This is a genomic window from Ensifer sp. B1-9 (genome assembly GCF_050474445.1).
GTDB lineage: Bacteria > Pseudomonadota > Alphaproteobacteria > Rhizobiales > Rhizobiaceae > Ensifer.
In genome coordinates, this window is the sequence record NZ_JBCHVG010000010.1 from 1 (window position 1) to 24,140 (window position 24,140).

20 protein-coding genes are annotated in these 24,140 nt (G+C 63.8%); 16 read left to right on the forward strand and 4 right to left on the reverse strand.

Going from position 1 to position 24,140, the window contains the following annotated elements; genetic code table 11:
* On the reverse strand, window positions 1-154 hold a 154-nt coding region (locus ACQ5BM_RS19095), incomplete at its 3' end, for an isocitrate/isopropylmalate family dehydrogenase (protein WP_244519057.1).
* Window positions 155-682: 528 nt separating this feature from the next.
* Between ACQ5BM_RS19095 and ACQ5BM_RS19100 the strand changes: the two genes are divergently transcribed.
* Together ACQ5BM_RS19100 and ACQ5BM_RS19105 are read left to right on the forward strand one after the other, a co-directional pair.
* The gene (locus tag ACQ5BM_RS19100; protein ID WP_429814485.1) at window positions 683-1,324 is read left to right on the forward strand and encodes a LysE family translocator; all 642 of its coding nucleotides are present in this window, start codon (window positions 683-685) and stop codon (window positions 1,322-1,324) included.
* A gap of 105 nt (window positions 1,325-1,429) precedes the next feature.
* Entirely contained in the window at window positions 1,430-3,493 is a 2,064-nt protein-coding gene (locus ACQ5BM_RS19105) for a M3 family metallopeptidase (protein ID WP_429814488.1), read from the forward strand.
* Between the two features lie 147 nt (window positions 3,494-3,640).
* On the opposite strand, the gene ACQ5BM_RS19110 is transcribed toward ACQ5BM_RS19105, so the two are convergent.
* Entirely contained in the window at window positions 3,641-4,813 is a 1,173-nt protein-coding gene (locus ACQ5BM_RS19110; RefSeq protein WP_429814490.1) for a dihydrodipicolinate synthase family protein, read from the reverse strand.
* A gap of 298 nt (window positions 4,814-5,111) precedes the next feature.
* Here ACQ5BM_RS19110 and ACQ5BM_RS19115 point away from each other — a divergent pair, with 298 nt between their 5' ends.
* From ACQ5BM_RS19115 to ACQ5BM_RS19135, 5 genes are read left to right on the forward strand one after another with little or no spacing between them, the layout of a single operon-like run.
* Window positions 5,112-6,152, forward strand: a complete 1,041-nt coding sequence (locus ACQ5BM_RS19115) for a LacI family DNA-binding transcriptional regulator (RefSeq protein WP_429814493.1) — start codon at window positions 5,112-5,114, stop codon at window positions 6,150-6,152.
* Entirely contained in the window at window positions 6,149-7,150 is a 1,002-nt protein-coding gene (locus tag ACQ5BM_RS19120) for a Gfo/Idh/MocA family protein (RefSeq protein ID WP_429814496.1), read from the forward strand. The genes ACQ5BM_RS19115 and ACQ5BM_RS19120 overlap by 4 nt, the downstream gene beginning before the upstream one ends.
* A 4-nt stretch (window positions 7,151-7,154) precedes the next feature.
* Complete coding sequence (locus ACQ5BM_RS19125) at window positions 7,155-8,774, forward strand: acyl CoA:acetate/3-ketoacid CoA transferase (RefSeq protein WP_429814499.1); 1,620 nt, start codon at window positions 7,155-7,157, stop codon at window positions 8,772-8,774.
* Window positions 8,767-9,546 carry an enoyl-CoA hydratase/isomerase family protein gene (locus ACQ5BM_RS19130; RefSeq protein ID WP_429814502.1) on the forward strand — a complete coding sequence of 260 codons (780 nt, stop codon included), beginning with the start codon at window positions 8,767-8,769 and terminating at the stop codon, window positions 9,544-9,546. The genes ACQ5BM_RS19125 and ACQ5BM_RS19130 overlap by 8 nt, the downstream gene beginning before the upstream one ends.
* Complete coding sequence (locus tag ACQ5BM_RS19135; protein WP_429814505.1) at window positions 9,546-11,054, forward strand: aldehyde dehydrogenase family protein; 1,509 nt, start codon at window positions 9,546-9,548, stop codon at window positions 11,052-11,054. Before ACQ5BM_RS19130 ends, ACQ5BM_RS19135 begins: the two co-directional genes overlap by 1 nt.
* Before the next feature lie 99 nt (window positions 11,055-11,153).
* On the opposite strand, the gene ACQ5BM_RS19140 is transcribed toward ACQ5BM_RS19135, so the two are convergent.
* Window positions 11,154-12,218 carry a LacI family transcriptional regulator gene (locus tag ACQ5BM_RS19140; protein WP_429814507.1) on the reverse strand — a complete coding sequence of 355 codons (1,065 nt, stop codon included), beginning with the start codon at window positions 12,216-12,218 and terminating at the stop codon, window positions 11,154-11,156.
* 315 nt (window positions 12,219-12,533) lie between these two features.
* Here ACQ5BM_RS19140 and ACQ5BM_RS19145 point away from each other — a divergent pair, with 315 nt between their 5' ends.
* The 9 genes from ACQ5BM_RS19145 to ACQ5BM_RS19185 all read left to right on the forward strand — a co-directional run bounded on the left by ACQ5BM_RS19145 (window position 12,534) and on the right by ACQ5BM_RS19185 (window position 22,560).
* Window positions 12,534-13,766: an ABC transporter substrate-binding protein gene (locus tag ACQ5BM_RS19145; RefSeq protein WP_429815206.1), complete on the forward strand. Its 1,233-nt coding sequence runs from the start codon at window positions 12,534-12,536 to the stop codon at window positions 13,764-13,766.
* A 276-nt stretch (window positions 13,767-14,042) separates the two neighbouring features.
* Entirely contained in the window at window positions 14,043-14,921 is an 879-nt protein-coding gene (locus ACQ5BM_RS19150; protein WP_429814510.1) for a carbohydrate ABC transporter permease, read from the forward strand.
* Complete coding sequence (locus tag ACQ5BM_RS19155; protein ID WP_429814512.1) at window positions 14,921-15,802, forward strand: carbohydrate ABC transporter permease; 882 nt, start codon at window positions 14,921-14,923, stop codon at window positions 15,800-15,802. The genes ACQ5BM_RS19150 and ACQ5BM_RS19155 overlap by 1 nt, the downstream gene beginning before the upstream one ends.
* 4 nt (window positions 15,803-15,806) lie before the next feature.
* Window positions 15,807-16,922 (forward strand): ABC transporter ATP-binding protein, encoded by a 1,116-nt coding sequence (locus ACQ5BM_RS19160; RefSeq protein ID WP_429814515.1) that lies wholly within the window; start codon window positions 15,807-15,809, stop codon window positions 16,920-16,922.
* 6 nt (window positions 16,923-16,928) lie between these two features.
* Window positions 16,929-18,428, forward strand: coding sequence for an FAD-dependent oxidoreductase (locus tag ACQ5BM_RS19165; RefSeq protein ID WP_429814518.1), 1,500 nt, complete (start codon window positions 16,929-16,931; stop codon window positions 18,426-18,428).
* Window positions 18,425-19,204, forward strand: coding sequence for a 3-ketoacyl-ACP reductase (locus tag ACQ5BM_RS19170; RefSeq protein WP_429814521.1), 780 nt, complete (start codon window positions 18,425-18,427; stop codon window positions 19,202-19,204). The genes ACQ5BM_RS19165 and ACQ5BM_RS19170 overlap by 4 nt, the downstream gene beginning before the upstream one ends.
* 101 nt (window positions 19,205-19,305) lie before the next feature.
* Window positions 19,306-20,961: a GMC family oxidoreductase gene (locus ACQ5BM_RS19175; RefSeq protein ID WP_429814524.1), complete on the forward strand. Its 1,656-nt coding sequence runs from the start codon at window positions 19,306-19,308 to the stop codon at window positions 20,959-20,961.
* Between the two features lie 7 nt (window positions 20,962-20,968).
* Entirely contained in the window at window positions 20,969-21,286 is a 318-nt protein-coding gene (locus ACQ5BM_RS19180) for a Dabb family protein (RefSeq protein ID WP_429814527.1), read from the forward strand.
* Window positions 21,287-21,294: 8 nt separating this feature from the next.
* A complete protein-coding gene (locus tag ACQ5BM_RS19185) occupies window positions 21,295-22,560 on the forward strand; it encodes a glycerate kinase type-2 family protein (RefSeq protein WP_429814529.1) in 1,266 nt (421 codons plus the stop codon).
* 111 nt (window positions 22,561-22,671) lie between these two features.
* Here the strand turns inward: ACQ5BM_RS19185 and ACQ5BM_RS19190 are convergent, their stop codons facing one another.
* Window positions 22,672-24,009 (reverse strand): aspartate aminotransferase family protein, encoded by a 1,338-nt coding sequence (locus ACQ5BM_RS19190; RefSeq protein ID WP_429814532.1) that lies wholly within the window; start codon window positions 24,007-24,009, stop codon window positions 22,672-22,674.
* Window positions 24,010-24,140: the final 131 nt, after the last annotated feature.

Here is a 24,140-nt window from a genome sequence, read left to right on the forward strand (position 1 = left end):
GGGCGTCATAGGCCGACCCGCCGACCAGGCCCTCGTCCGTCACGAAGCCGGCGCCAAGCTCGGCATTCATGTAGGCGATGATTTTGCGGACTTCCGCCATGGCTTCCGGGCCGATGCCGTCGCCGGGCAGAAGGAAGAGGTTGCGCACAGTCATGGATAGTCCTTCTCGCGGGGAAAACTGACTGCATGTCCCCTTAGACCTGGCCGATCCAAGGGGAAAACATGCAGCCCTTCAAATAGTGCTACGCGGCCTTTGTCCGTCTGAACAGACGCATGGCGCTGCAGGCCGCCTTCTAGCGCAACTTCGTGTCAAGGGAAATCATCGCGACGAAAGATTTGTGCGTCCGGCATGGCCGCGCGTTCCCGGAGAAACAGGCGGTTGTACCGGCATATGGAATGCTTCCGATGCGAGCGTGTCCGAGGGGCAGGCTCATCCGCCGGGAGAGGAGCGCAACCATGCGGAAATTCATCCGCGCCGTAGTGGCGATGCTGCAGGCGACCATCGATGCTCTGACCTTTGTCGGCCGCAGCCGCGGACGGTGACCGCCTTGGTGGAGATGGGGGCGGGGCGCGCCACCTTCCCTCTCCACCGATCTAACGGCTGGCATCGAATGCCTGGCTTTCCTCTTGACGGAATCGGTGCTGCGGGATCGAATGCCGGCGATACAATCAGGAATATGCCATGTCCGAGACGCTACTGATCGGAGCCTTTCTCGCCGCCCTCTCCTATACGCTCATTCCAGGCCCCGCTTTTCTGGCATTGCTCGGCATCGGTGCCGGCCAGGGGCGCAAGGCAGGCGCCCTATTCATGGGCGGGCATCTGGCTGGCGATATTCTCTGGTCGACCCTGGCGCTGGTCGCGATTGTCGGCGCCCGTTCCGTCGGGACGACGATCTTCGATATCCTCGGCCTTTTCTGCGGTGTCTATCTCGGCTGGATCGGCTGGACGGCGCTACGGGCGCGGCCGGCCGGCGAAAATCGGGCGCTGCTGACGGTCGAGCGTCCGTTGCGGCGCGGCCTGATCTTCGGGCTCACCAATCCCAAGGGCTACCCGGTAGCGCTCGCAACCTTCACGGCCCTGCTTGCCGGTTCAGCCAATGCGCTTGAATTCGACGCGCTGCCGGCGCTACTTGGCGTTTCGCTGGTCGGCTTTCTCGTTGCCGACCTGATCCTGATCGTCATCATCGGTGCCTCGGTGGTGCGGCGCTTCTACCGTCGCCACGAACTGGCGATCGTCAGGCTCTCCGGACTTCTGTTCATGGGCTTTGCCGTCCAGGCGGTCTGGCATGCCGCTCCCGGCCTTCTTGGCCTGCGCAAACCTTGACGGTGTCCCCGCCGGCAACCACCTTCATTTTCGCCGCTTCCTGTTGTCATAGGTCGCCGGCCCCCTCCCCGGTCTCGAGCCGGACCGCATGCGAAAGGATTTCTGATGACCACCAGCACCCCGCTCAACCCCGCACTCACGCAGTGGACCGGACACGAGGGCCTGCCGCGTTTCGATCTGGTGAAGGACGAGGATTTCGCCCCGGCTTTCGACGCCGCCTTCCGGGAACATGAGGCGGAGATTGACGCGATCGCCGAAAATCCTGCCGCGCCCACCTTCGAGAACACGATCGTCGCGCTCGAGATCGCCGGCGACGGGCTTTCGCGGGTGTCATCGATCTTCTGGAACAAGGCTGGCGCCGACACCAACGAAACGATCCAGGCTCTGGAACGGGAGATCGCGCCGAAGATGTCGCGGCATTATTCGAAGATCGGCATGAACGCGGCGCTGTTCAAGCGCATCGATACGCTGTGGCAGGGACGTCAGGCCCTCGGTCTCGATCTCGAAGCGACGCGTGTGCTCGAGCGGCACTGGAAGGGTTTCGTCAAGTCCGGCGCCAAGCTCGAAAAGCCGGAGCAGGAACGCTTGGCGGGAATCAACGAGAAGCTCGCCGGCATTGGCGCCAAGTTCGGCCAGAACGTGCTTGCCGACGAGAAGAGCTGGGTGCTGTTCCTGGAGAGCGAGGAGCAGCTTGCCGGTCTGCCGGACTTCCTGCGTGATGCGATGGCGGCGGTCGCCGAGGATCGCGGTCAGAAGGGAAAATACGCGGTCACCCTGTCGCGCTCGATCATCGAACCATTCCTGACTTTCTCGGACAATCGCGAGCTCCGTGAACAGGCCTTCCGCGCCTGGATTGCGCGCGGCGAGAACGGCGGTGACACCGATAATCGCGGGCTGATTGCCGAGATGCTGGCGCTGCGCGCGGAAAAGGCGAAGCTGCTCGGCTACGAAAACTTCGCGTCGCTGAAGCTCGACGACACCATGGCGAAGACGCCGGCCGCCGTGAACGGTCTGCTGATGCAGGTCTGGGAAAAGGCCGTTGCCCGCGCCCGCGAGGAAGAGGCCGAACTCGCGCGGCTCATTGCCGACGAGGGCCGCAATCACGACGTCATGCCCTGGGACTGGCGCCACTACGCCGAGAAGCTCCGGGCCGAGAAGTTCAATTTCTCCGAAGGCGAACTCAAGCCTTACCTGCAGCTCGAAAAGATCATCGATGCCTGCTTCGACGTTGCCAAGCGCCTGTTCGGCATCACCGCGACGGAGAAGAAGGGCGTTGCCGCCTACCATCCCGATGTGCGTGTCTTCGAGATTCGCGATGCGGCGGGCAAGCTGGTGGCGCTCTTCCTGGGTGACTATTTTGCCCGGCCCTCCAAGCGCTCCGGCGCGTGGATGAGTTCGTTCCAATCGCAGCACAAGCTCAAGCTGAAGAACGGTGCCGAGGGCGAACTGCCGATCATCTACAACGTTTGCAACTTCGCCAAGCCCGCCGAGGGCAAGCCGGCGCTGCTGTCGCTGGACGATGCCCGCACGCTCTTCCACGAGTTCGGGCACGCCTTGCATGGCATGCTATCGAACGTCACCTATCCCTCGGTTTCCGGGACCGGCGTCTCGCGCGATTTCGTCGAGCTGCCGTCGCAGCTTTACGAGCACTGGCTGACGGTGCCGGAGATCCTCAAGCGCTACGCAGTGCATTACCAGACCGGCGAGCCGATGCCGCAGGCGCTGCTCGACAAGGTGCTCGCGGCCCGGACCTTCAACTCCGGATTCGCGACCGTGGAGTTCACCTCCTCCGCCCTGGTCGACATGGCTTATCATACGACTGAGGCGACGGCAGAGCCGATGGCGCTCGAAGCGAAGAAGCTCGAGGAGATCGGCATGCCGCGATCGATCGTCATGCGCCACCGCAGCCCGCATTTCCTGCATGTCTTCTCCGGCGATGGCTATTCGGCCGGCTACTATTCCTACATGTGGTCGGAAGTGCTCGATGCCGATGCCTTCGCGGCCTTCGAGGAGACCGGCAACGCCTTCGATCCGGCGATGGCCGCCCGCCTCAAGGACAACATCTATTCGGTCGGCGGATCGGTCGACCCGGAGGATGCCTACAAGGCGTTCCGCGGCAAGCTGCCGAGCCCGGACGCGATGCTTGCGAAGAAGGGTCTGGCAGCCTGAGCCGCTTCAATCTCCGGTCACGCCACCCGGCGTGACCGGTCGGCCGCCGCATCTGGGTGGACCTGGCCACGTTCCGACCGGAGGCCGGGCCCTCCGGGTTCAAGTCACGTGCAGATGGCGTCTCACAGGGGCGTCATCTGATTTTCCTTACGCGCCCTGGTCCACGCCCAAGGTCGATAGCAGGCTTTTCATCCTCTCGGCCGCCAGTTCCGGTCGGTCGAGCACATTGGCGCGGTCGGCGAGGCGGAAGATGTCGGCATAGTGCAGCACCCCACGGGCGGACTGCATGCCCGCCGGCATGGTGAAGTGGCGCTGATGACCGTTCAGCCAGGCGAGAAAGACGACGCCGGCCTTGTAGTATTGGGTCGGCGCTTCGAAGATCTTGCGCGACAGCGGCACGGTGGGCTCGATCACGCCGCGGAAAGTGGCGAGGTCGCCCTTCGCGAGAGCGGTGAGCGCCTTGGAGGCCGAGGGTGCCACCGCGTCGAAGATGCCGAGCAAGGCATGGCTATACTTCGTGCCGTCGCCTTCGATCAGTTCCGCATAGTTGAAGTCGTCGCCGGTGAAACAGAGCACGCCTTCGGGCAGGCGATTGCGCAGCGCCACTTCCTTGGTGTTGTCGAGCAGCGAGATCTTGATGCCTTCCACCTTGTCGCGGTTGGCCTCGATGATCGAGAGCACCGTATCGAGCGCCTGATTGAAATTCTCGGAGCCCCAATATCCACGAAGCTGCGGATCGAACATGTCGCCCAGCCAGTGCAGCACGACCTTGTGCCGGGTCTGGCGAAGGATGTGCCCGTAGACGTGGCAATAGTCGTCGGCCGAGCGCGCGACCCGGGCGAGTGCCCGGCTTGCCATCATGATCGCCCTGCCCCCTTCGCCCTCGACGAAACCTACCTGCTCCTCATAGGCGGCGATCACGTCGTCCAGCGATCGCGTGTCGGCGGGCGCCAGATGGTCGGTGCCGGCGCCGCAGGCAAGGTCGGCCCCAGGCACCTGCCGCGCATCGGCAAGCGAGCGGCGGATCAGCTCCTGCGCGCCCGGCCAGGCAAGGCCCATGCCGCGCTGGGCGGTATCCATCGCCTCGGCGATCTTGAAGCCCAGGCTCCAGAGGTGGTGGCGAAACGCCATCGTTGCGTCCCAGTCGATCGCCGGATTGCCCCAGGGATCGAGATCGCGAAGCGGATCCGAGACCACGTGGGCGGCCGCATAGGCAATGCGATTGAAGGTCGGCGGCGTCCCAGGCCGCGCGATCGGCGTTCCCGCCAGGCGGTATTCTTCGAGCGAGCCGTCTTGGCGCGGCAGCGTCAGGCTTGTCATCGGGGTCGGTCTCCTCCGCGGAAATTTGTCTTGAAATACTTTGGATCGTTCCAAATGGCAAGCGGCAATGTTTTTGGATGTATGACCCACGCCGGATCACTGGTGAAGAAGTCACGAATATATCTTTATTTTTCATCGTATTATCGTGATAAAAATCTCTATTGGCATCGGTCAACGAGGCTGATCAATCATGCAATGAGAGTGCGTGGGAGAAAAAAGTGATCAGCCGTCTCTTGACGAAATTGGAACGTTCCAATTATGAAGGAGGAAAGCAGGCGAGAGAATTCGGGAGGATGCTGTGGTCAAGGAGAGGGTAACGGTCATCGATATTGCGCGCGCCGCCGGCGTGTCGAAGTCGACCGTGTCGCTCGTTCTCCAGGGCAGCTCGCTGGTCAACGAGGCGACGCGCGCCAAGGTCAATGCCGCCATCCGCGACCTCGGCTATGTCTATAATCGCAGCGCCGCCAATCTTCGCCAGGCGAAGTCCAAGATCATCGGCATCGTCGTCAACGACCTCACCAACAGCTTCTTTGCGGAGCTCGCCGTCGGCGTCGATGCCGTGGTGCAGTCGGCGGGCTTCGTGCAGTTTCTCGCCAATACCGGCGAAAAGGTCGAACGCCAGCGCGAAGTGGTGGCATCGATGCGCGAGCACGGTGTTTCCGGCCTGATCGTGTCGCCGGCGCGCGGCACGGAAGCGGCGGATCTCGCGCCGCTCGTCGACAGCGGCATTCCCGTCGTTCTGGTCGTGCGCGACATTGCCGGCGCCCATGTTTCGTCGCTGACCTCCGACAACCACGCCGGCGCCATGGCTGCCGTGCGGCATTTGATCGAGCGCGGTCACCAGCGCATCGCCTTCCTCGGCGGTTTTCCGGATACCGCCGTGTTCGAGGCGCGCATGCGCGGCTATCGCGATGCTCTCAACGAGGCCGGCATTCCGGGCTCCGATGCGCTTATTATCGGTTCGGCGCCATCGCGTGCCGGCGGCGTGACGGCGGTGGAGCAAGCGATGATGCTCGCCGACCGGCCGACGGCAGCGCTCTGCTTCAACGATGCGGTTGCGTTCGGCGTCTGCGACGGCCTGAGGGCGCGGCGGCTGGAGCCGGGCGCGGATTTTGCCGTCATCGGTTTCGACGACGTGATCGAGGCGAAGACCGCCGTGCCGGCGCTGACGACGGTTTCCGTCGATCCGCAGGGCATGGGCCAGCGGGCCGCCGAATTGCTGCTGAAGCAGATCAAGGCCGGGAAGGCGGAGCCGGAAGCGATCGTCGGTTCGGTCCGTCTCGTCGTCCGCCAGAGCTGCGGTGCTGCGGTCGAAAGAAAAAGGGAGGCATTGGCATGACGCGTTGGGGTCTGATCGGCGCAAGCACGATTGCGCGCGAATGGGTGATCGGCGCGATCCGCGCCGCTGGAGGCGAGGTCGTTTCTGTCATGAGCACCAGCGCCGAGCGTGGTGCCGCCTATGCCGAAGAGAACGGCATCGCCAAGTCGGTGACCTCGGTCGCGGAGCTCGTCGGCGATCCCGATGTCGATGCCGTCTATGTCTCGACCACCAACGAACTGCACCGTGAGCAGACGCTGGCAGCGATCGCCGCCGGCAAGCACGTACTCTGCGAAAAGCCCTTGGCGATGACGCTGGAGGACGCGCGTCAAATGGTGACGGCGGCACAGGAGGCGGGTGTCGTGCTCGCCACCAACCATCACCTGCGCAACGCGGCCACCCATCGCGCCATGCGCGATGCAATCGCCGAAGGCAAGATCGGCCGGCCGATCGCCGCGCGGGTCTTCCACGCGGTCTACCTGCCGCCGCATCTCCAAGGCTGGCGGCTGGAGCGGCCGGATGCCGGCGGCGGCGTCATCCTCGACATCACCGTGCATGATGCCGATACGCTGCGCTTCATTCTCAATGACGACCCGATCGAAGCGGTCGCCATCAGTCATAGTGCCGGCATGGGCAAGGAAGGTCTGGAGGACGGCGTCATGGGTGTGCTCCACTTCCGCTCGGGCGTCATCGCCCAGTTCCACGACGCCTTCACCGTGCGCTTCGCCGAGACCGGCCTCGAGGTGCATGGCACCGAAGGTTCGCTGATCGGCCGCAAGGTCATGACCCAGCGACCGGTCGGAACCGTGACGCTGCGCAATGCCGATGGCGAGACGGAACTCACGCTCGACCATCGCAATCTCTACGAAACCGCACTTTCCGCATTCCATGCCGCCATCAGAGGCGAAGGCCAACCGTCGGCCTCGGGCGAAGACGGCGTCTGGTCGCTGGCGACCGGTCTTGCCGTCGTCAAGGCGGCTGCGACCGGCCAGGCGGTGGCGATCGAAACGGGACTTTGAACTCATGTCGATGAACAAGCATATCTCGCCGGCCGAAGCGGCTGCTCTGATCCCGGATGGAGCGGTGGTTTCGGTCTCGTCATCCAGCGGTCTCGGCTGCCCCGACCTGATGCTGAAGGCGATCGGAGAACGCTTCGACACGACCGGTCATCCGCGGGATCTCACGACGCTGCACCCGATTGCCGCCGGCGACATGAGCGGCATCAAGGGTGTCGACTATATTGCCAGGAAGGGTCTCTTGAAGAAGATCATCGGCGGCTCCTATCCGTCCGGTCCGTCGAGCGCCGAGCCGCCGCTGATCTGGCAGATGATCGGCGCCAACGAGGTGGCTGCCTACAATATTCCCTCCGGCATCCTCTTCGACATGCATCGCGAAGCGGCGGCCAAGCGCCCGGGCGTGATGACCAAGGTCGGCCTCGATACCTTCGTCGACCCGTCGCGTGAAGGCTGCGCCATGAATGCTTCGGCGGCCGCGGAGCCGGTGGTCAAGAAGGTCTCGTTCGAGGGTGAGGACTGGCTCTATTTCAAGGCGATCGCGCCTGAGGTAGCGATCATCCGCGCGACGACCGCCGACGAGCGCGGCAACCTCACCTATGAGCACGAGGGTGCCTATCTCGGCGGTCTCGACCAGGCGCTCGCCGCCCGCAACAATGGCGGCATCGTCATTGCCCAGGTCAAGCGCATCACCAAGGAAGGGTCGCTGAAGCCGCACGACGTGCGCGTGCCCGGCGTCCTGGTGGATTATGTCGTCGTCGATCCCGACCAGAAGCAGACAACCCAGACGCTCTACGATCCGGCGATCTCCGGCGAGATCTTCCGGCCGCTCGACAGTTTCCGCGTGCCGGAGTTCAACATCCAGAAGGTGATTGCCCGCCGGGTGGCGCAGGAGTTGCAAGCCGGCAGCGCCGTCAATCTCGGCTTCGGCATTTCTGCCAACGTGCCGCGCATCCTTTTGGAAGAGGGGCTGCATGGCGCGGTCACCTGGGTGATCGAGCAGGGCGCCGTCGGCGGCGTGCCGCTTCTCGATTTCGCCTTCGGCTGCGCCTCGAATGCCGACGCATTCATGCCTTCGCCCTACCAGTTCACCTATTTCCAGGGCGCCGGCTTCGATGCCTCGCTGCTCTCCTTCCTCGAGATCGACCGCAACGGCTCGGTCAATGTGTCGAAGCTCTCCTTCCGTCCGCATGTAACGGCGGGCGCCGGCGGCTTCGTCGACATCACCGCGCGGGCAAAGAAGATCGTCTTCTCCGGCATGTTCAATGCCGGCGCCAAGCTCGCGATCGCCGATGGCAAGCTGGTGCTCGAAAAGGAAGGCAAGCTGAAGAAGCTGGTCAACGAGGTCGAGCACGTCACCTTCTCCGGCCGTCGCGGCATCGAGCAGGGCCAGGACATCACCTATGTGACGGAGCGATGCGTGATGAAGCTGACGCCTCAGGGCGTCATGCTGACGGAGATCGCGCCGGGCGTCGATCTGCAGGCACATATTCTCGACCAGTCCGAGTTCCGGCTGCTCGTTTCCGACAAGCTGAAGACAATGGATGCCTCCCTGTTCCGGGAAGCTCCCATCGGACTCGAATTGCCGAAGAAGCCGGCACGCCGGCTTGAGGGAGGCGCGCGTGGCTGAGGGCCGTATCCGCATTGAGGTGGATGGAGCGATCGCGACCATGACGGTCGCCCGTCCGGAAAAGCTCAACGCCTTCGACATCGATATGCTGAAGGCGCTGGCATCCGCCTGCGATATGGTCGAGGCCGATCGCAACGTCCGCGTCGTCATCCTCACTGGCGAAGGCAAGGCATTCTCCGCCGGAGGCGACATCAAGGCCTGGGCCGGCATGGACGCCCCCGCCTTCGGTCATGACTGGGTGCGTTTCGGTCACCGCGTCTTCGAGCGGCTGGCGACGCTGCGCATGCCGGTCATCGCCGCGCTCAATGGCCACGCGCTCGGCGGCGGGCTGGAGTTAGCCGCGGCCGCCGACATCCGCCTTGCCGAAGCACAGATCAAGATCGGCCTGCCTGAGACGAGCCTCGGCATGGTACCGGGCTGGTCCGGCACGCAGCGCCTGGTCTCGCGCTTTGGTGCCCAGATCGTCAGGCGCATGGTGCTCGGCGGCGAGATGTTCACGGCCGAGGCCGCTCTTTCCGAAGGCCTGGTCGATGCCGTGGTCGAAACCGGCACGGCGCTTGCTGCCGCCCGCGACTATGCGGCGCGCGTCGCCAGCCGCGGGCCCGCGGCGCTCGAAATTTCGAAACTGATGATCGCTTCGGCAAATGGCGAAGACAATGGTGCCGCGGTCGAGGCGCTCGGCTCGATCCTCGTCGCCAAGACCGGCGACCTCAAGGAAGGTGTCGCCGCCTTCTCCGAGAAGCGTGAAGCCCAATTCAAGGGAGAATGGTAATGACCGTGCTCGTGAAACCCAAGCCGATCGAAGGTCACAAGGTCCGCGCCTTCCAGATGCTGATCGACGGCAAATGGGTGGACAGCGCCGAAGGACGCACGATCGAACGCGTGGCGCCCGGTCACGGCGTCGTCGTCAGCCGCTATCAGGCGGGCACCAAGGCAGACGCCGAGAAGGCGATTGCCGCCGCGCGCCGCGCCTTCGACGAAGGCATCTGGCCGCGCATGACCGCGTCGCAGCGCTCGTTGGTGCTTTTGCGTGCCGCCGACATCATCGCCGAACGGGCCGATGAACTTGCCTATCTCGACGCGATCGAATCCGGCAAGCCGATCAGCCAGGCAAAGGGCGAACTCGGCGGTGCCGCCGATATCTGGCGCTATGCCGCGGCGCTGGCGCGCGACCTGCATGGCGAAAGCTACAACACGCTCGGCGACGGCACGCTTGGCGTCGTGCTGCGCGAAGCGGTCGGTGTCGTCTCGATCATCACGCCCTGGAATTTCCCGTTCCTGATCGTCAGCCAGAAGCTGCCCTTTGCGCTCGCCGCAGGCTGCACCACGGTCGTCAAGCCGTCGGAACTGACTTCGGCCTCGACCCTGCTGCTCGGCGAAATCCTGGAAGCGGCCGGTGTTCCCGCCGGTGTCGTTAACATCATCACCGGCACGGGGCCCGAGGTCGGTGCGCCGATGACCAGCCACCCGGATGTCGACATGGTGTCCTTCACCGGCTCGACCGGCGTCGGCCGGCTGACCATGGCGAGTGCGGCGCAGACGCTGAAGAAGGTGTCGCTGGAGCTTGGCGGCAAGAACCCGCAGATCGTCTTCCCGGATGCCAATCTCGACGAGTTCATCGATGCGGCCGTCTTCGGCGCCTATTTCAATGCCGGCGAATGCTGCAATGCCGGGTCGCGGCTGATCCTGCATCGCGATATCGCCGAGGAGGTCACGCGCCGCATCGCCGCGCTTTCGGCCAAGGTGAAGGTCGGCGATCCGCTCGACCCGGAAACGCAGGTCGGTGCGATCATCACGCCGCAGCATCTGGAAAAGATCGCCGGCTATGTTGCTGCCGCTTCCAGGGACGGCGCTGCAGTCGCCCATGGCGGCACGGCGCTCGATCTCGGCATGGGGCAGTTCATGGCCCCGACGATCCTTTCGGCCGTGCGACCCGATATGGCGGTGGCACGCGAAGAGGTGTTCGGCCCGGTTCTCTCGGTGCTGACCTTCGAGACGACAGAGGAAGCGATCCGGATCGCCAATGCGATCGACTACGGCCTTTCGGCCGGCGTCTGGAGCCGCGACTTCGACACCTGCCTGACGATCGGCCGCCGCGTGCGCGCCGGCACCATCTGGATGAACACCTTCATGGACGGCGCGTCCGAGCTGCCGTTCGGCGGCTATCGCCAATCCGGGCTCGGTCGCGAGCTCGGCCGCCACGCGGTCGAAGACTATACCGAGACCAAGACGCTCAACATGCATATGGGGCCGCGCACCGGCTGGTGGATGCCGCGCTAAGGCTGGAACAGGGGAGGAGAGGACATGCGGACCAGGAAAGGAACACGGCAGCAGCAGGCAGCGTCACGCGACGCCGCCCTGCGCGCCTTTTCCGTCCGCTCAGTCGGCCGCGCCGAAGCTCGATGGGATCTGCGGACAGAGCAGCAGTTGCAGCTTGCTGACGTCGCCCTCGCCGCCGATCTTCTGCAGCAGCACGCGGCCCATGTCCTCGCCGGTCGCCGTCAGGTCCTCGTAGATCGTCTCGACCTGCGGCTGGATGGCGCTGAGAAGATGCGAGGTCTGCTTGGCGACGATGTCGTATTCGCGGCCGAGTGTCAGTCCGCAATCGCTCATGCCGGTGATGGTCGCCAATGCACAGACCTCGCCGCCGCACATGAAGCTGTCGGGCGGATCGGGCTCGGCGTAGCGCTGGCGGATCCGGTCGCGGATCGCGCCGGCGGGACTGTCGAGGTCGATGCCGGAGAGGATCTCGTAGGCGCAGCCGGCCTCGCGCACGGCGGTCATGAAGCCGTGCTGCAGATGGCCGGCAAAGGTGAAGTCGGCGGGGCCGCTGATCAGGGCGGGCTTGCGTCTGCCCTTGGCGATCAGGCGTTTCGTCGCCTGATAGGAAAAGGTGAAGTTGTCGTAGTCGACATAGGGGTGCGGGGTCGAAAGTTCCGTACGTCCATGGGTGACGAAGGGAAAGCCGAGATCGGACAGCAGCCGGACGCGCGGATCGAGCGGTTCCGTGCGCGAGAAGATCAGGCCGTCGGCCATGCCGTTGCGGGTGATGTAGTGCACCGCCTCGACATTGGTCGAGTTGAGGAAGTTCGGCATGACGATCAGGTGATAGGCGGTGCCCTGCAACGCCTTGGCGATGCCGCTCATGATCGAGGTGCCGTAGCCGAGGATTTCCTCGTGCGGGTCGAGCAGCACGCCGATGACATTGGTGCGACCGGTTTTCAGGCGCTGGGCGGCCCGGTCGGGCGAGTAGCCGATCTGATCGGCGACCTCGCGCACCCGCTTGCGGGTTTCGATGGAGATCTGCGGCGCGTCGGAAAGCGCGCGCGAAACGGTGGTGACGGCAAGGCCGGTGATTTCCGCGATGGTCCGAAGGGTCGGCTTGCTGCGCTTGGCGGCAGCGCCACTGTCTTCGTGGTGGGCGGGCTTGGAGGGATCGGCCAATGCTAGTCATCCTGAAAGCGGGCAAGAGCGGGTTTTGTAACGTGGAGCGAACGCTTAGGCAATCGAATCATGAAAACGTTTTAAATCTCGCATTGCGGTACGGATTGTTGCACCGCAATAGCTAGTGTGTGCTATATAATTCAGTAAATTCAAACGGTTCCGAAGGTGCTAAAGTACAAAGTGGCGGAATGCTTGACTTGCTGAATTTATAACGTTTTAAATGGCCAGCCGCTGGCTAGAGCGGCGCGAATTCCGGGGTGGAAGGAGGTTCCATCCCGAAAACTTGCAAACGGGAGGATAACGATGCGCAAGTTGATGACGACGACGGCCGTTGTGGCGCTGATGATGGCGGCCACCGCCGCGCGCGCAGCCGAGAACGTGGAAGTTCTGCACTGGTGGACGTCCGGTGGCGAAGCCGCCGCACTCGACGTTCTGAAGAAGGATCTGGAAAGCAAGGGTATCACCTGGACCGACATGCCGGTTGCCGGCGGTGGCGGTACGGAAGCCATGACCGTTCTGCGCGCTCGCGTTACCGCGGGCAACGCTCCGACCGCGGTGCAGATGCTCGGCTTCGACATCCTCGACTGGGCCAAGGAAGGTGCACTCGGCAACCTCGACGAGACCGCTGCCAAGGAAGGCTGGGACAAGGTAATCCCGACCGCCCTGCAGCAGTTCTCGAAATATGACGGCCACTGGATCGCAGCGCCGGTCAACGTGCATTCGACCAACTGGGTCTGGATCAACAAGGCGGCACTCGACAAGGCTGGCGGCAAGGAGCCGACCAACTGGGACGAACTGATCGCGCTTCTCGACAACTTCAAGGCTCAAGGGATCACCCCGATCGCCCATGGCGGCCAACCCTGGCAGGATGCGACGATCTTCGACGCCGTCGTGCTCTCGCTCGGCACCGACTTCTACAAGCAGGCCTTCATCGACCTCGACCCGGCAGCGCTCGGCGGCGACAAGATGAAGGAAGCCTTCGATCGCATGACGAAGCTGCGCTCCTATGTCGACGACAACTTCTCCGGCCGCGACTGGAACCTCGCTTCCGCCATGGTCATCGAGAACAAGGCCGGCCTGCAGTTCATGGGCGACTGGGCGAAGGGTGAATTCCTGAAGGCCAAGAAGGTGCCTGGCACCGATTTCGTCTGCATGCGCTTCCCGGGCACCCAGGGCGCGGTCACCTTCAACTCCGACCAGTTCGCGATGTTCAAGGTTGCCGAAGACAAGATCCCGGCGCAGCTCGCCATGGCTTCGGCCATCGAAAGCCCGACCTTCCAGTCGGCCTTTAACGTCGTCAAGGGCTCTGTTCCTGCCCGCACCGATGTTCCGGACACGGACTTCGACGCCTGCGGCAAGAAGGGCATCAAGGACCTCGCCGAAGCCAATGCCAACGGCAAGCTCTTCGGTTCGATGGCGCACGGCCATGCCAACCCGGCTGCCGTCAAGAACGCGATCTACGACGTCGTGACGCGGGAGTTCAACGGCGAACTGACGTCCGAAGCGGCCGTCAAGGAACTGGTCGCTGCCGTCGAGGCTGCGAAGTAACGGGCTTGTTCCGGGGCGCGTACTGCATAATTCCTTAGCTCCGTATTGGATCTAAGGACAAAATTATGCAGCAACTCAAGTGTTGCAGCGACCTTAGCGCGTCTTGAAAGACGCGCGGCGCTGCAGGCGCCCCGGACACCCATTCCGACATGCGAGCGCCGTCGAACCGCCGTGGCCAATGGGACGCGGGGAGGGGCGCTCTGATACCCAGAACCTCGCGCAGGTGCCGAAATCAGGGGCTTCCCGACGGCCGAGCGCCAGAAGTGGTGAACGTTCATGGATAGCCGCAGTCGACTGCAGGAACTGGTGCCGAAGCTGGTCCTTGCCCCGAGCTTCCTAATCGTCCTCGTCTTTGTTTACGGCTTCATCGCCTATACCGGCTTTCTGTCGATGACAGACAGCAAGATGCTGCCGTCCTACAATTTCGTGGGCTTAAGCAACTATGCGAAACTGTGGGCGCTGCCGCACTGGTGGCGGGCGGTGAGCAACCTGGCGATCTTCGCCGTGCTCTATATCGCCATTTGTTCCGTGCTCGGCCTGGGACTGGCGATCCTGCTCGACCAGAAGATCCGTGCCGAAGGCTTCCTGCGGCCGATCTACCTCTATCCGATGGCGCTTTCCTTCATCGTCACCGGCACTGCCTGGAAGTGGTTCCTCGATCCCGGCATCGGGCTTGAGAACACCATGCATCTCTGGGGCTGGGAAAGCTTCTCCTTCAACTGGATCAAGGATCGCAACTACGCGATCTACTGCGTCGTCATCGCTGCGGTCTGGCAGTCGACCGGCTTCATCATGGCGATGTTCCTGGCCGGCCTTCGCGGTGTCGACAACGAAATCATCAAGGCGGCACAGATCGACGGCGCCAAGACCTCGACGATCTATCGGCGGATCATCATTCCGCTGATGCGGCCCGTATTCCTCTCGGCTTTCGTGGTTCTCGCCCATCTCGCGATCAAGGCTTACGACCTGATCATCGCCTTGACCGGCGGCGGCCCGGGCCAGGCGACCGAGCTGCCGGCGACCTTCATGTATTCCTACACCTTCACCCGCAACCAGATGGGCATCGGCGCGTCCTCGGCGATCATCATGCTGGTGATGATCTTCTCGATCATCGTGCCCTATCTCTATTCCGAAATCCGGGGAGCAAAACGCTGATGAGCGCTCCGAGCCCAGACAACATCATCTCGCATAACCGCCTCACCCGGGCGCTGATCTACACCGCACTGATCCTCTTCGCGCTCTATTCGCTGCTGCCGCTCTACGTGATGGTGGTGAACTCGCTGAAGCCGCTCGACGAGATCCGCCAGGGCGGCATGCTCAACCTGCCGCAGACCTGGACGGTCGAACCCTGGCTCTCGGCCTGGTCGACGGCGCAGATCGGCGTGCAGCCGACCGGCCTCAAGCCGTTCTTCATCAACTCGATCCTGATGGTGGTGCCGGCCGTGGCGATCTCGACGATCGTCGGCGCCTTGAACGGCTATGTCTTGACCAAGTGGCGGTTTCCCGGTGCCAACATCTTCTTCGGCATGCTGCTGCTGTCCTGCTTCATCCCGTTCCAGATCGTGCTGATCCCGATGGCGCGTATCCTCGGCATCCTCGGGCTTGCCGGGTCGATCTGGGGCCTGATCATGGTGCATGTGGTCTACGGCATCGGCTTCACGACGCTCTATTTCCGCAACTACTACGAGGCCTTCCCGACCGAACTGGTGCGTGCGGCGCAGATCGATGGCGCAAGCTTCTTCCAGATCTTCTGGCGCATCCTCTTGCCATCGTCGGGCCCGATCATCGTCGTCTCGGTCATCTGGCAGTTCACCAATATCTGGAACGACTTCCTGTTCGGCGCCTCCTTCTCCGGCCCCTATTCGACGCCGATGACGGTCGCGCTCAACAACCTCGTTTCATCCTCGACAGGCGTCAAGGAATACAACGTTCACTTCGCGGGCGCGATCCTCGCCGCCCTGCCAACGCTCATCGTCTACATCGTGTCCGGCCGCTACTTCGTTCGCGGTCTGATGTCGGGCGCCGTGAAAGGATAAGCTCATGTCTTTCTTGAAAATCACCAACCTGCGCAAATCCTATGGTTCGCTCGAGATCCTGAAGGACATCAACCTGGAAATCGAAGAGGGTGGCTTCCTCGTGCTGGTCGGCCCGTCCGGCTGCGGCAAGTCGACCCTGCTCAACACCATTGCCGGGCTTGAGCCGATCACCTCGGGCGATATCGCCATCAAGGGCCGCTCGGTCGCGGACCTGCATCCGTCGAAGCGCGACATCGCCATGGTGTTCCAGTCCTACGCGCTCTATCCGAACATGACGGTCGCCGGAAACATCGCCTTCGGCATGGAAATCCGCGGCGTGCCGAAGGAGGAGCGCGAGAAGGCGATCAAGCAGGTCGCGGACATGCTGCAGATCGGCCACCTGCTCGACCGCAAGCCGAGCCAGCTTTCCGGCGGTCAGCGCCAGCGCGTCGCCATGGGCCGTGCGCTGGTGCGCAATCCGCAGGTCTTCCTGTTCGACGAGCCGCTTTCGAACCTCGACGCCAAGCTGCGTGTCGACATGCGCACGGAGATCAAACGGCTGCACAACCGCATGAAGACGACGATCGTCTACGTCACCCACGATCAGATCGAGGCGATGACGCTGGCGACGAAGATCGCCGTGTTGAAGGATGGCGTGCTGCAGCAGTTCGGAACGCCGGCCGAGATCTACAACAACCCGGCCAACATGTTCGTTGCCGACTTCATGGGGTCGCCGGCGATGAACCTCCTGACCGCGCGGATCGAAAAGAGCGGCTCCGATATCGCGGTGGCACTGGCGCGTCCGAATTCCGAACCGCTGAAGCTTGCGGTGCCGCATGCCAATGGCGCGCTGTCGGCCTATGCCGGCAAGGACGTCGTTTTCGGCATCCGTCCGGAAGCACTGACCGATCCTGACGGCGCCGACCGCAACGCCAAGGTGGTCGCCGAAGGCGATTGCCTGATCGAGGTGGTGGAGCCGGCCGGCTCCGACACCTTTGCGGTCACCCGTCTCGGCGGCAAGGAGATCGTCGCCCGGTTGAGAGCGGATGCGCGCATTGCGGCTGGCCAGACGTCCCGGCTCGCCTTCAACCTCGACAAGGCGGTGTTCTTCGATCCGCAGAGCCAGCAGCGGATCGCGTAACCGACGATGCAGACGCAGCCGGACATCGTCATCATCGGTTCGGGGATCGGCGGCTCCACCATTGCGGCGGGGCTCGCCGGTTCCGGTGCCCGCATCGCCATCCTCGAGCGCGGCGAGCGCTTGCCCGACACGCCGGACGCACGGAGCTACAACTCGATCTTCGTCAAGGGCCATTTCCGGCCGCGAGAGATGTGGCGTGAACCTGATGGTACCGAGTTCAATCCGGGAAATTTCTATTTCGTCGGCGGGAATTCCAAACTCTTCGGCGCAGTGCTGCTGCGCTATCGCGCCGAGGACTTCACCGAGATGCAGCATCACGGCGGCGTTTCGCCGGCCTGGCCCTTTCTCTATGCGGAGCTGGAGCCGTGGTATGGCAAGGCCGAGCAATTGTTCGAGGTGCGCGGCGAATTGGGTCAGGATCCGACGGAGCCGTTCCACTCCACGCCTTACCCTCACGGACCTGTACCGGACGAGCCGGCGATTGCGCGTGCTCGCGCCGAACTGAAGGCGCAGGGGCTCAACCCGGCGACGCTGCCGCTCGGTGTCGACATCGACACGTGGCTGGCCGGCGGGCGCACGCCGTGGGATGGTTTTCCCAATACCGGTGAAGGCAAGAGGGATGCCGAGACCGCATCGCTTGCCGCCGCGCTGAAGGACCCCAATATCGAGCTCATCACCTCCGCCCATGTCGACACGCTGGAGGCGGGTCCGGGCGGCCGGATCGAGGCGATCCATTACACCCACAGGGGCGAAAAGAAGCGCCTGTCGCCGAAGCTGGTGATCCTGTCGGCAGGCGCAATCAACTCGGCCGCGATCCTGCTGCGCTCCGGCGATGGCAAGGGGCTCGCCAACGGCTCCGACCAGGTCGGCCGCAACTTCATGAACCACAATTGCAGTGCCATGCTGGCGATCAATCCGTTCAGGCGCAATGACAGCATCTACCAGAAGACGCTGATGCTGAACGATTATTACCTGACCGGCGGCCGGGACGACTTGCCGCTTGGCAACGTCCAGCTTCTCGGCAAGATCAACGGCGACATCCTCAAGGCCAACGCGCCGCTCTGGGCGCCGCGCTTCGCCTTCGACTTCATGGCCGGCCATGCGGTCGACTGGTACATGATGACGGAGGACCTGCCGAATCCTGAAAGCCGCATCATGGTCGACGGCAAGGGTATCATCATGCAGTGGCGGCGCTCGAACATGGAGGCGCTTTCGAGTCTCGAAGCGAAGATGCGCGAGCACTTCAAAGCGGCCGGCTATCCGATCGTGCTTTCCCAGGCCTTCGACAAGCGGACGCCATCGCATCAGTGCGGCACGGTTCGGATCGGCACAGACCCCAAGGATGCGCCGCTCGATGCCTATTGCCGGGCCTTCGACCATCCGAATCTCTTCGTCGTCGACGCCGGCTTCCTGCCCACATCCGCTGCCGTCAACCCGGCGCTGACGGTTGCCGCCCAGGCGCTCAGGGTCGCCGACCATATCGCCACCAGGGAGTTCCGTTCATGACGTCATCGACGCGTCCAGTCGCCATCGTCACCGGCGGCCGCCGCGGCATCGGTCTCGGCATTGCCCGTGCGCTTGCCCGAGAAGGTTTCGACATCGCCATCACAGGCCTCGGTGCCGCAGACGCCACGACCGCCCAGACGCTATCGGAACTTTCCGGCGGCCACGGCCGGGCTATCTACATCGAAGCGAACCTCGCCGATGTCAGCGGCCATGCCGCGACCGTCGAGCGGATCCGCGCCGAGCTCGGCCCGATCCGCTGCCTCGTCAACAATGCCGGCATCGCCTCGGTGGTCCGGGGAGACTTCCTCGATCTGCTGCCGGAGAACTTCGACACGATCGTCGCCACCAATCTGCGCGGCACGGTGTTCTTCACCCAGGCCGTGCTGGTTTCGATGCTGACCGATCCGGCCGACGTGACGCCGCGGTCGATCATCAACATCACCTCGGTTTCGGCGACGATGAGCTCGCCGGAGCGGCTCGACTATTGCATGACCAAGGCCGGCCTTGCCGCCTTCAGCCAGGGACTGGCGCTCCGGCTTGCCAGTACCGGGATCTCCGTCTTCGAGATCCGGCCGGGCATCATCCGCTCCGACATGACCGCGGGCGTTTCGGCGAAATACGACGCCCTGATCGATGGCGGACTGGTGCCGATGCGGCGTTGGGGCGAGCCCGAGGATATCGGCAACATGGTGGCCGGGCTTGCCGGCGGCAAATTCGGCTTTGCAACGGGCTCGGTCATCCAGGCGGATGGCGGCCTTTCGATTGGCCGGCTCTAGGGACAGGCACGACGTTTGAGGCTCGCAAGCGGGCAGGTTTTGGAATTATCACGTCGAAAATTTGGAACGTTCCAAATTGCGGCGGCGGAGGAAGACAGGGAATGAGCTACGACTACATCATCACCGGTGCCGGCCCGGCCGGCTGCGTTCTTGCCAATCGCCTCTCCGAGGATCCTTCGGTTCGCGTGCTGCTGCTGGAGGCTGGCGGCGGCGATTGGAACCCGCTGTTCCACATGCCGGCGGGCTTTGCCAAGATGACCAAGGGGGTCGCGAGCTGGGGCTGGCACACGGTGCCGCAGAAACACATGAAGGGCAGGGTGCTGCGCTACACCCAGGCGAAGGTCATCGGCGGCGGTTCGTCGATCAATGCTCAGCTCTATACCCGCGGCAATGCCGCCGATTACGATCTCTGGGCGTCGGAGGACGGCTGCAGCGGCTGGGATTATCGAAGTGTCCTGCCCTATTTCAAGCGCGCCGAGGACAACCAGCGTTTCGCCGACGATTACCATGCCTATGGCGGGCCGCTCGGGGTTTCGATGCCGGTCTCGGCGCTGCCGATCTGCGACGCCTACATCCGTGCCGGCCAGGAACTCGGCATTCCCTACAACCACGATTTCAACGGCCGCCAGCAGGCTGGCGTCGGCTTCTACCAGCTCACCCAGCGCAATCGCCGCCGGTCGAGCGCATCGCTCGCCTATCTCTCGCCGATCAAGGACCGCCGCAACCTGACGGTTCGCACCGGCGCGCGCGTGGCGCGGATCGTGCTCGAAGGCACCCGCGCCGTCGGCGTCGAGGTGGTCACCGGCAAGGGCAGCGAAGTGATCCGAGCCGAGCGGGAAGTGCTCGTTTCCTCCGGCGCCATCGGCTCACCGAAGCTCTTGTTGCAATCCGGCATCGGGCCGGCCGATCATCTGAAATCGGTCGGCGTTTCGGTGAAGCACGATCTGCCCGGGGTTGGCGGCAATCTGCAGGATCACCTCGATCTCTTCGTGATTTCCGAATGCACCGGCGACCACACCTATGACGGCGTGGCCAAACTTCATCGTACGCTATGGGCAGGGCTGCAATATGTGCTGTTCCGCTCCGGCCCGGTGGCCTCCTCGTTGTTCGAGACCGGCGGCTTCTGGTACGCCGATCCCGATGCCCGCTCGCCGGACATTCAGTTCCATCTGGGTCTCGGGTCCGGTATCGAGGCGGGCGTCGAGAAACTGAAGAATGCCGGCGTGACGCTCAACTCCGCCTACCTGCATCCGCGCTCGCGCGGAACCGTGCGGCTGTCCTCTTCCGATCCGGCGGCAGCGCCGCTGATCGATCCCAACTACTGGGAGGATCCGCATGACCGCAAGATGTCGATCGAGGGCTTGAAGCTTGCCCGCGAAATCATGCAGCAGGCAGCACTCAAGCCTTTCGTCTTGGCGGAGCGTCTGCCGGGCACTTCGGTTGCGACCGACGACCAGCTCTTCGAGTACGGCTGTGCCAATGCCAAGACCGATCACCACCCGGTTGGAACCTGCAAGATGGGGACGGACGCCTCGGCTGTGGTCGGGCTCGACCTCAAAGTGCGGGGGCTCGAGGGCCTCAGGGTCTGCGACAGCTCTGTGATGCCGCGGGTTCCCTCTTGCAACACCAACGGACCGACGATCATGATGGGGGAAAAGGGCGCCGACATCATCCGCGAGCGCCAACCCCTGCCGCCGGCGATCTTCGCCCATGAACGCAACGACAGCCGCCCGCGCGCCCGTGCCGATATCCGTTGAGGTCCCCATGATCCGCCACTGCGTCTTCATCCGCTTCCGCCCCGAAATCTCGGAGGAGGAGAAGGCAACAATCTTCGATGAGATCGTCGCGCTGAAATCACGGCTGCCGGGCTTTATGGCGGCCCATATCGGCGGCAATGTCAGCCCGGAAGTGGGCATGGACAAGGGCCATGGCCTGGGTTTCATCGTCGACTTCACCGATGCGGCAGCACGTGACGCCTATCTGGAAGACGAGGAACATCGCAAGACCGGCGCCAAGATCGTCGCGGCGGCCGAGGGCGGTGTCGCCGGCATCTTCGTCTACGACCTCGAAATCGCCGCCTGAGGACGACGATGATCGACGCGCGCCCCTTCCTAACTCGACTTTTCGAGGCCGCCGTGCGTGCGGCCGATCCCTATCAGGCGATCAAGGCGCATCTGCCCGAACCGCCGAAGGGGCGGACGGTCGTCGTCGGGGCTGGCAAGGCGGCAAGCCAGATGGCGGCGGCCTTCGAGAAGCTCTGGCAGCATCCCTTCAGGGGAACGGTTGTCGCCCGCCACGGACCAGTGGACCGCTGCCAGACCATAAACGTGCTGCAGTCGGCCCATCCGGTGCCGGACGAGGCCGGGCTTGCCGCTTCGGATGCTTTGCTGAAGACCGTAGCGGGCCTGACTGCCGACGATCTCGTCATCGCCTTGATCTCCGGCGGCGGCTCGGCGCTGCTGCCGGCACCGCCCGAAGGCTTGACTCTCGCCGATGAGATCGCCGTCAACAGGGCACTGCTCGCCTCGGGCGCGCCGATCTCGGCGATGAACGTCGTGCGCAAACACGTGTCGCGGATCAAGGGCGGGCGGCTTGCCGCAGCCGCCTTCCCGGCCCGCGTCGTCAGCCTCGTGGTCTCCGACGTGCCCGGCGACAACCCGGCCTTCGTTGCTTCCGGCCCGACCGTTCCGGACCGCAGCACCACGGAAGAGGCGCTCGACATCGTCGCCCGCTACCGGATGCTGCTTCCCGATGGGGTGATGGCGCATCTGCGCTCGGAAGCGGCTGCAGCGCCCGATCCGGATGATCCCCGGTTCGCCGGGCATCAGTGCCATGTAATCGCTTCGGCTGCCGTGTCGCTCGAGGCGGCCGCGGCCAAGGCACGGGAACTTGGCGTCGAGGCGCACATTCTTTCCGATGCGATCGAAGGCGAGGCGCGGGATATCGGCCGCATGCTTGCGGCCTTGGCGCGTGAAGTGGCGCTTCGGAACCGCCCCTTCGACAAGCCGGTGGTGCTGCTTTCCGGCGGCGAGACGACGGTGACGATCTCAGGCAAGGACTATGGCAAGGGCGGCCGCAACAGCGAATTGTTGCTGTCGCTGGCGCTCGACATCGATGGGGTGACGGGCATCGATGCGCTTGCCGCGGATACGGATGGCATCGACGGTTCGGAAGACAATGCCGGGGCGTTTGCCGATGGCGAGAGCATAACCCGCATGCGCGCGGCCGGTATCGATCCGCGCCTGCATCTCGCCCGACATGATGCCTGGTCGGCCTTTGCGGCCAGCGGCGACCTCTTCGTTCCCGGACCGACCGGAACGAACGTCAACGATTTCCGGGCGTTGCTGATCCGCTAAGGAGGCGGCTCACGCAGAGACGTTAGCCGGATTCTTGAGCCGTACTTGAAAGCGCAACGCCGCCGCGGAGATCCTCGGCGGCGGCGTTGTTTTTGACGCTTTTGATGTCGCTTACTTCGCGCGCTTCAGCGCGTCGCCGAGGATCGAGACGATCTCGCCGAAATGCTTCTCTTCGGCGATCAGCGGCGGCGAGAAGGCGATGATATCGCCGGTGACGCGGATCAGCAGGCCTTTCTCGAAGCAATCGACGAAGACGTCATAGGCGCGGGCACCGATCGCACCATCACGCGATTGCAGTTCGATGCCGGCGATGAGGCCGATCGTGCGGATGTCGATGACATGCGGCAGACCCTTCAGCGAATGCATGGCGTCGTGCCAGGCGTCCTGCAGCTCGACGGCGCGGGTCATCAGGCCCTCGTCACGGTAGATGTCGAGTGTGGCGATGCCGGCGGCGCAGGCGGCCGGGTGGCCGGAATAGGTGTAGCCGTGGAAGAGCTCGATCTGACCTTCCGGGCCATGCATCAGCGCGTCGTGCACCTTGCGGCTGGCAAAGACCGCACCCATCGGGATCGCACCGTTGGTGAGGCCCTTGGCGGTCGTCACCAGATCCGGCGTCACGCCGAAGAAATCGGTCGCAAAGGGCGCGCCGAGACGGCCGAAGCCGGTGATCACTTCGTCGAAGATCAGGAGAATCCCATGCTTGTCGCAGATGGTGCGCAGCCGCTCGAGGTAACCCTTCGGCGGGATCAGCACGCCGGTCGAGCCAGCGACCGGTTCGACGATGCAGGCGGCGATGGTTTCGGCGCCATGCAGCGCGACCAGCCGCTCTAGGTCGTCGGCAAGCTCGGCGCCGTGCTCCGGCTGGCCCTTGACGAAGGCGTTCTTGGCGAGGTCATGGGTGTGGCGCAGATGGTCGGAGCCCGGCAGCTGCGGGAAGACGCGGCGGTTGTTGAGGATGCCGCCGACCGAAATGCCGCCGAAGCCGACGCCGTGATAGCCGCGCTCGCGACCGATGAGGCGCGTGCGGGTGCCCTGGCCGATGGCGCGCTGGTAGGCGATCGCGATCTTCAGTGCGGTATCGACCGATTCGGAACCCGAGCCGGTGAAGAATACGCGGTCGAGCTTCTGTCCCTCTGGGCCGGGCGCGATCTCGGCAAGGCGTTCGGCAAAATCGAAGGCGATTGGATGGCCCATCTGGAAGGAGGGGGCGAAATCCATGGTCGAAAGCTGACGCTCGACGGCGGCGGCGATCTGGCGGCGACCGTGGCCGGCATTCACGCACCAGAGCCCGGCGGTGCCGTCGAGGATGGTCCGTCCGTCGGTGCTGGTATAGTGCATGCCCTCGGCCGACGCGAGCAGGCGCGGGGCCTGCTTGAACTGCCGGTTGGCAGTGAACGGCATCCAATAGCTGTCGAGAACTGGGGCGTTGGGTTTGGTGTGCTGGTTCATGGCATCCTCCTGAGATGGGCGATTGACGCCATGATTTGATTTGCCAAACAAGTCCTTTTCTGCTCTCAGTTAAGCCATTGAAAACCATTGCGTTGATGCAGCGTATTTGTGCTATTTCGAACAACCTGAAC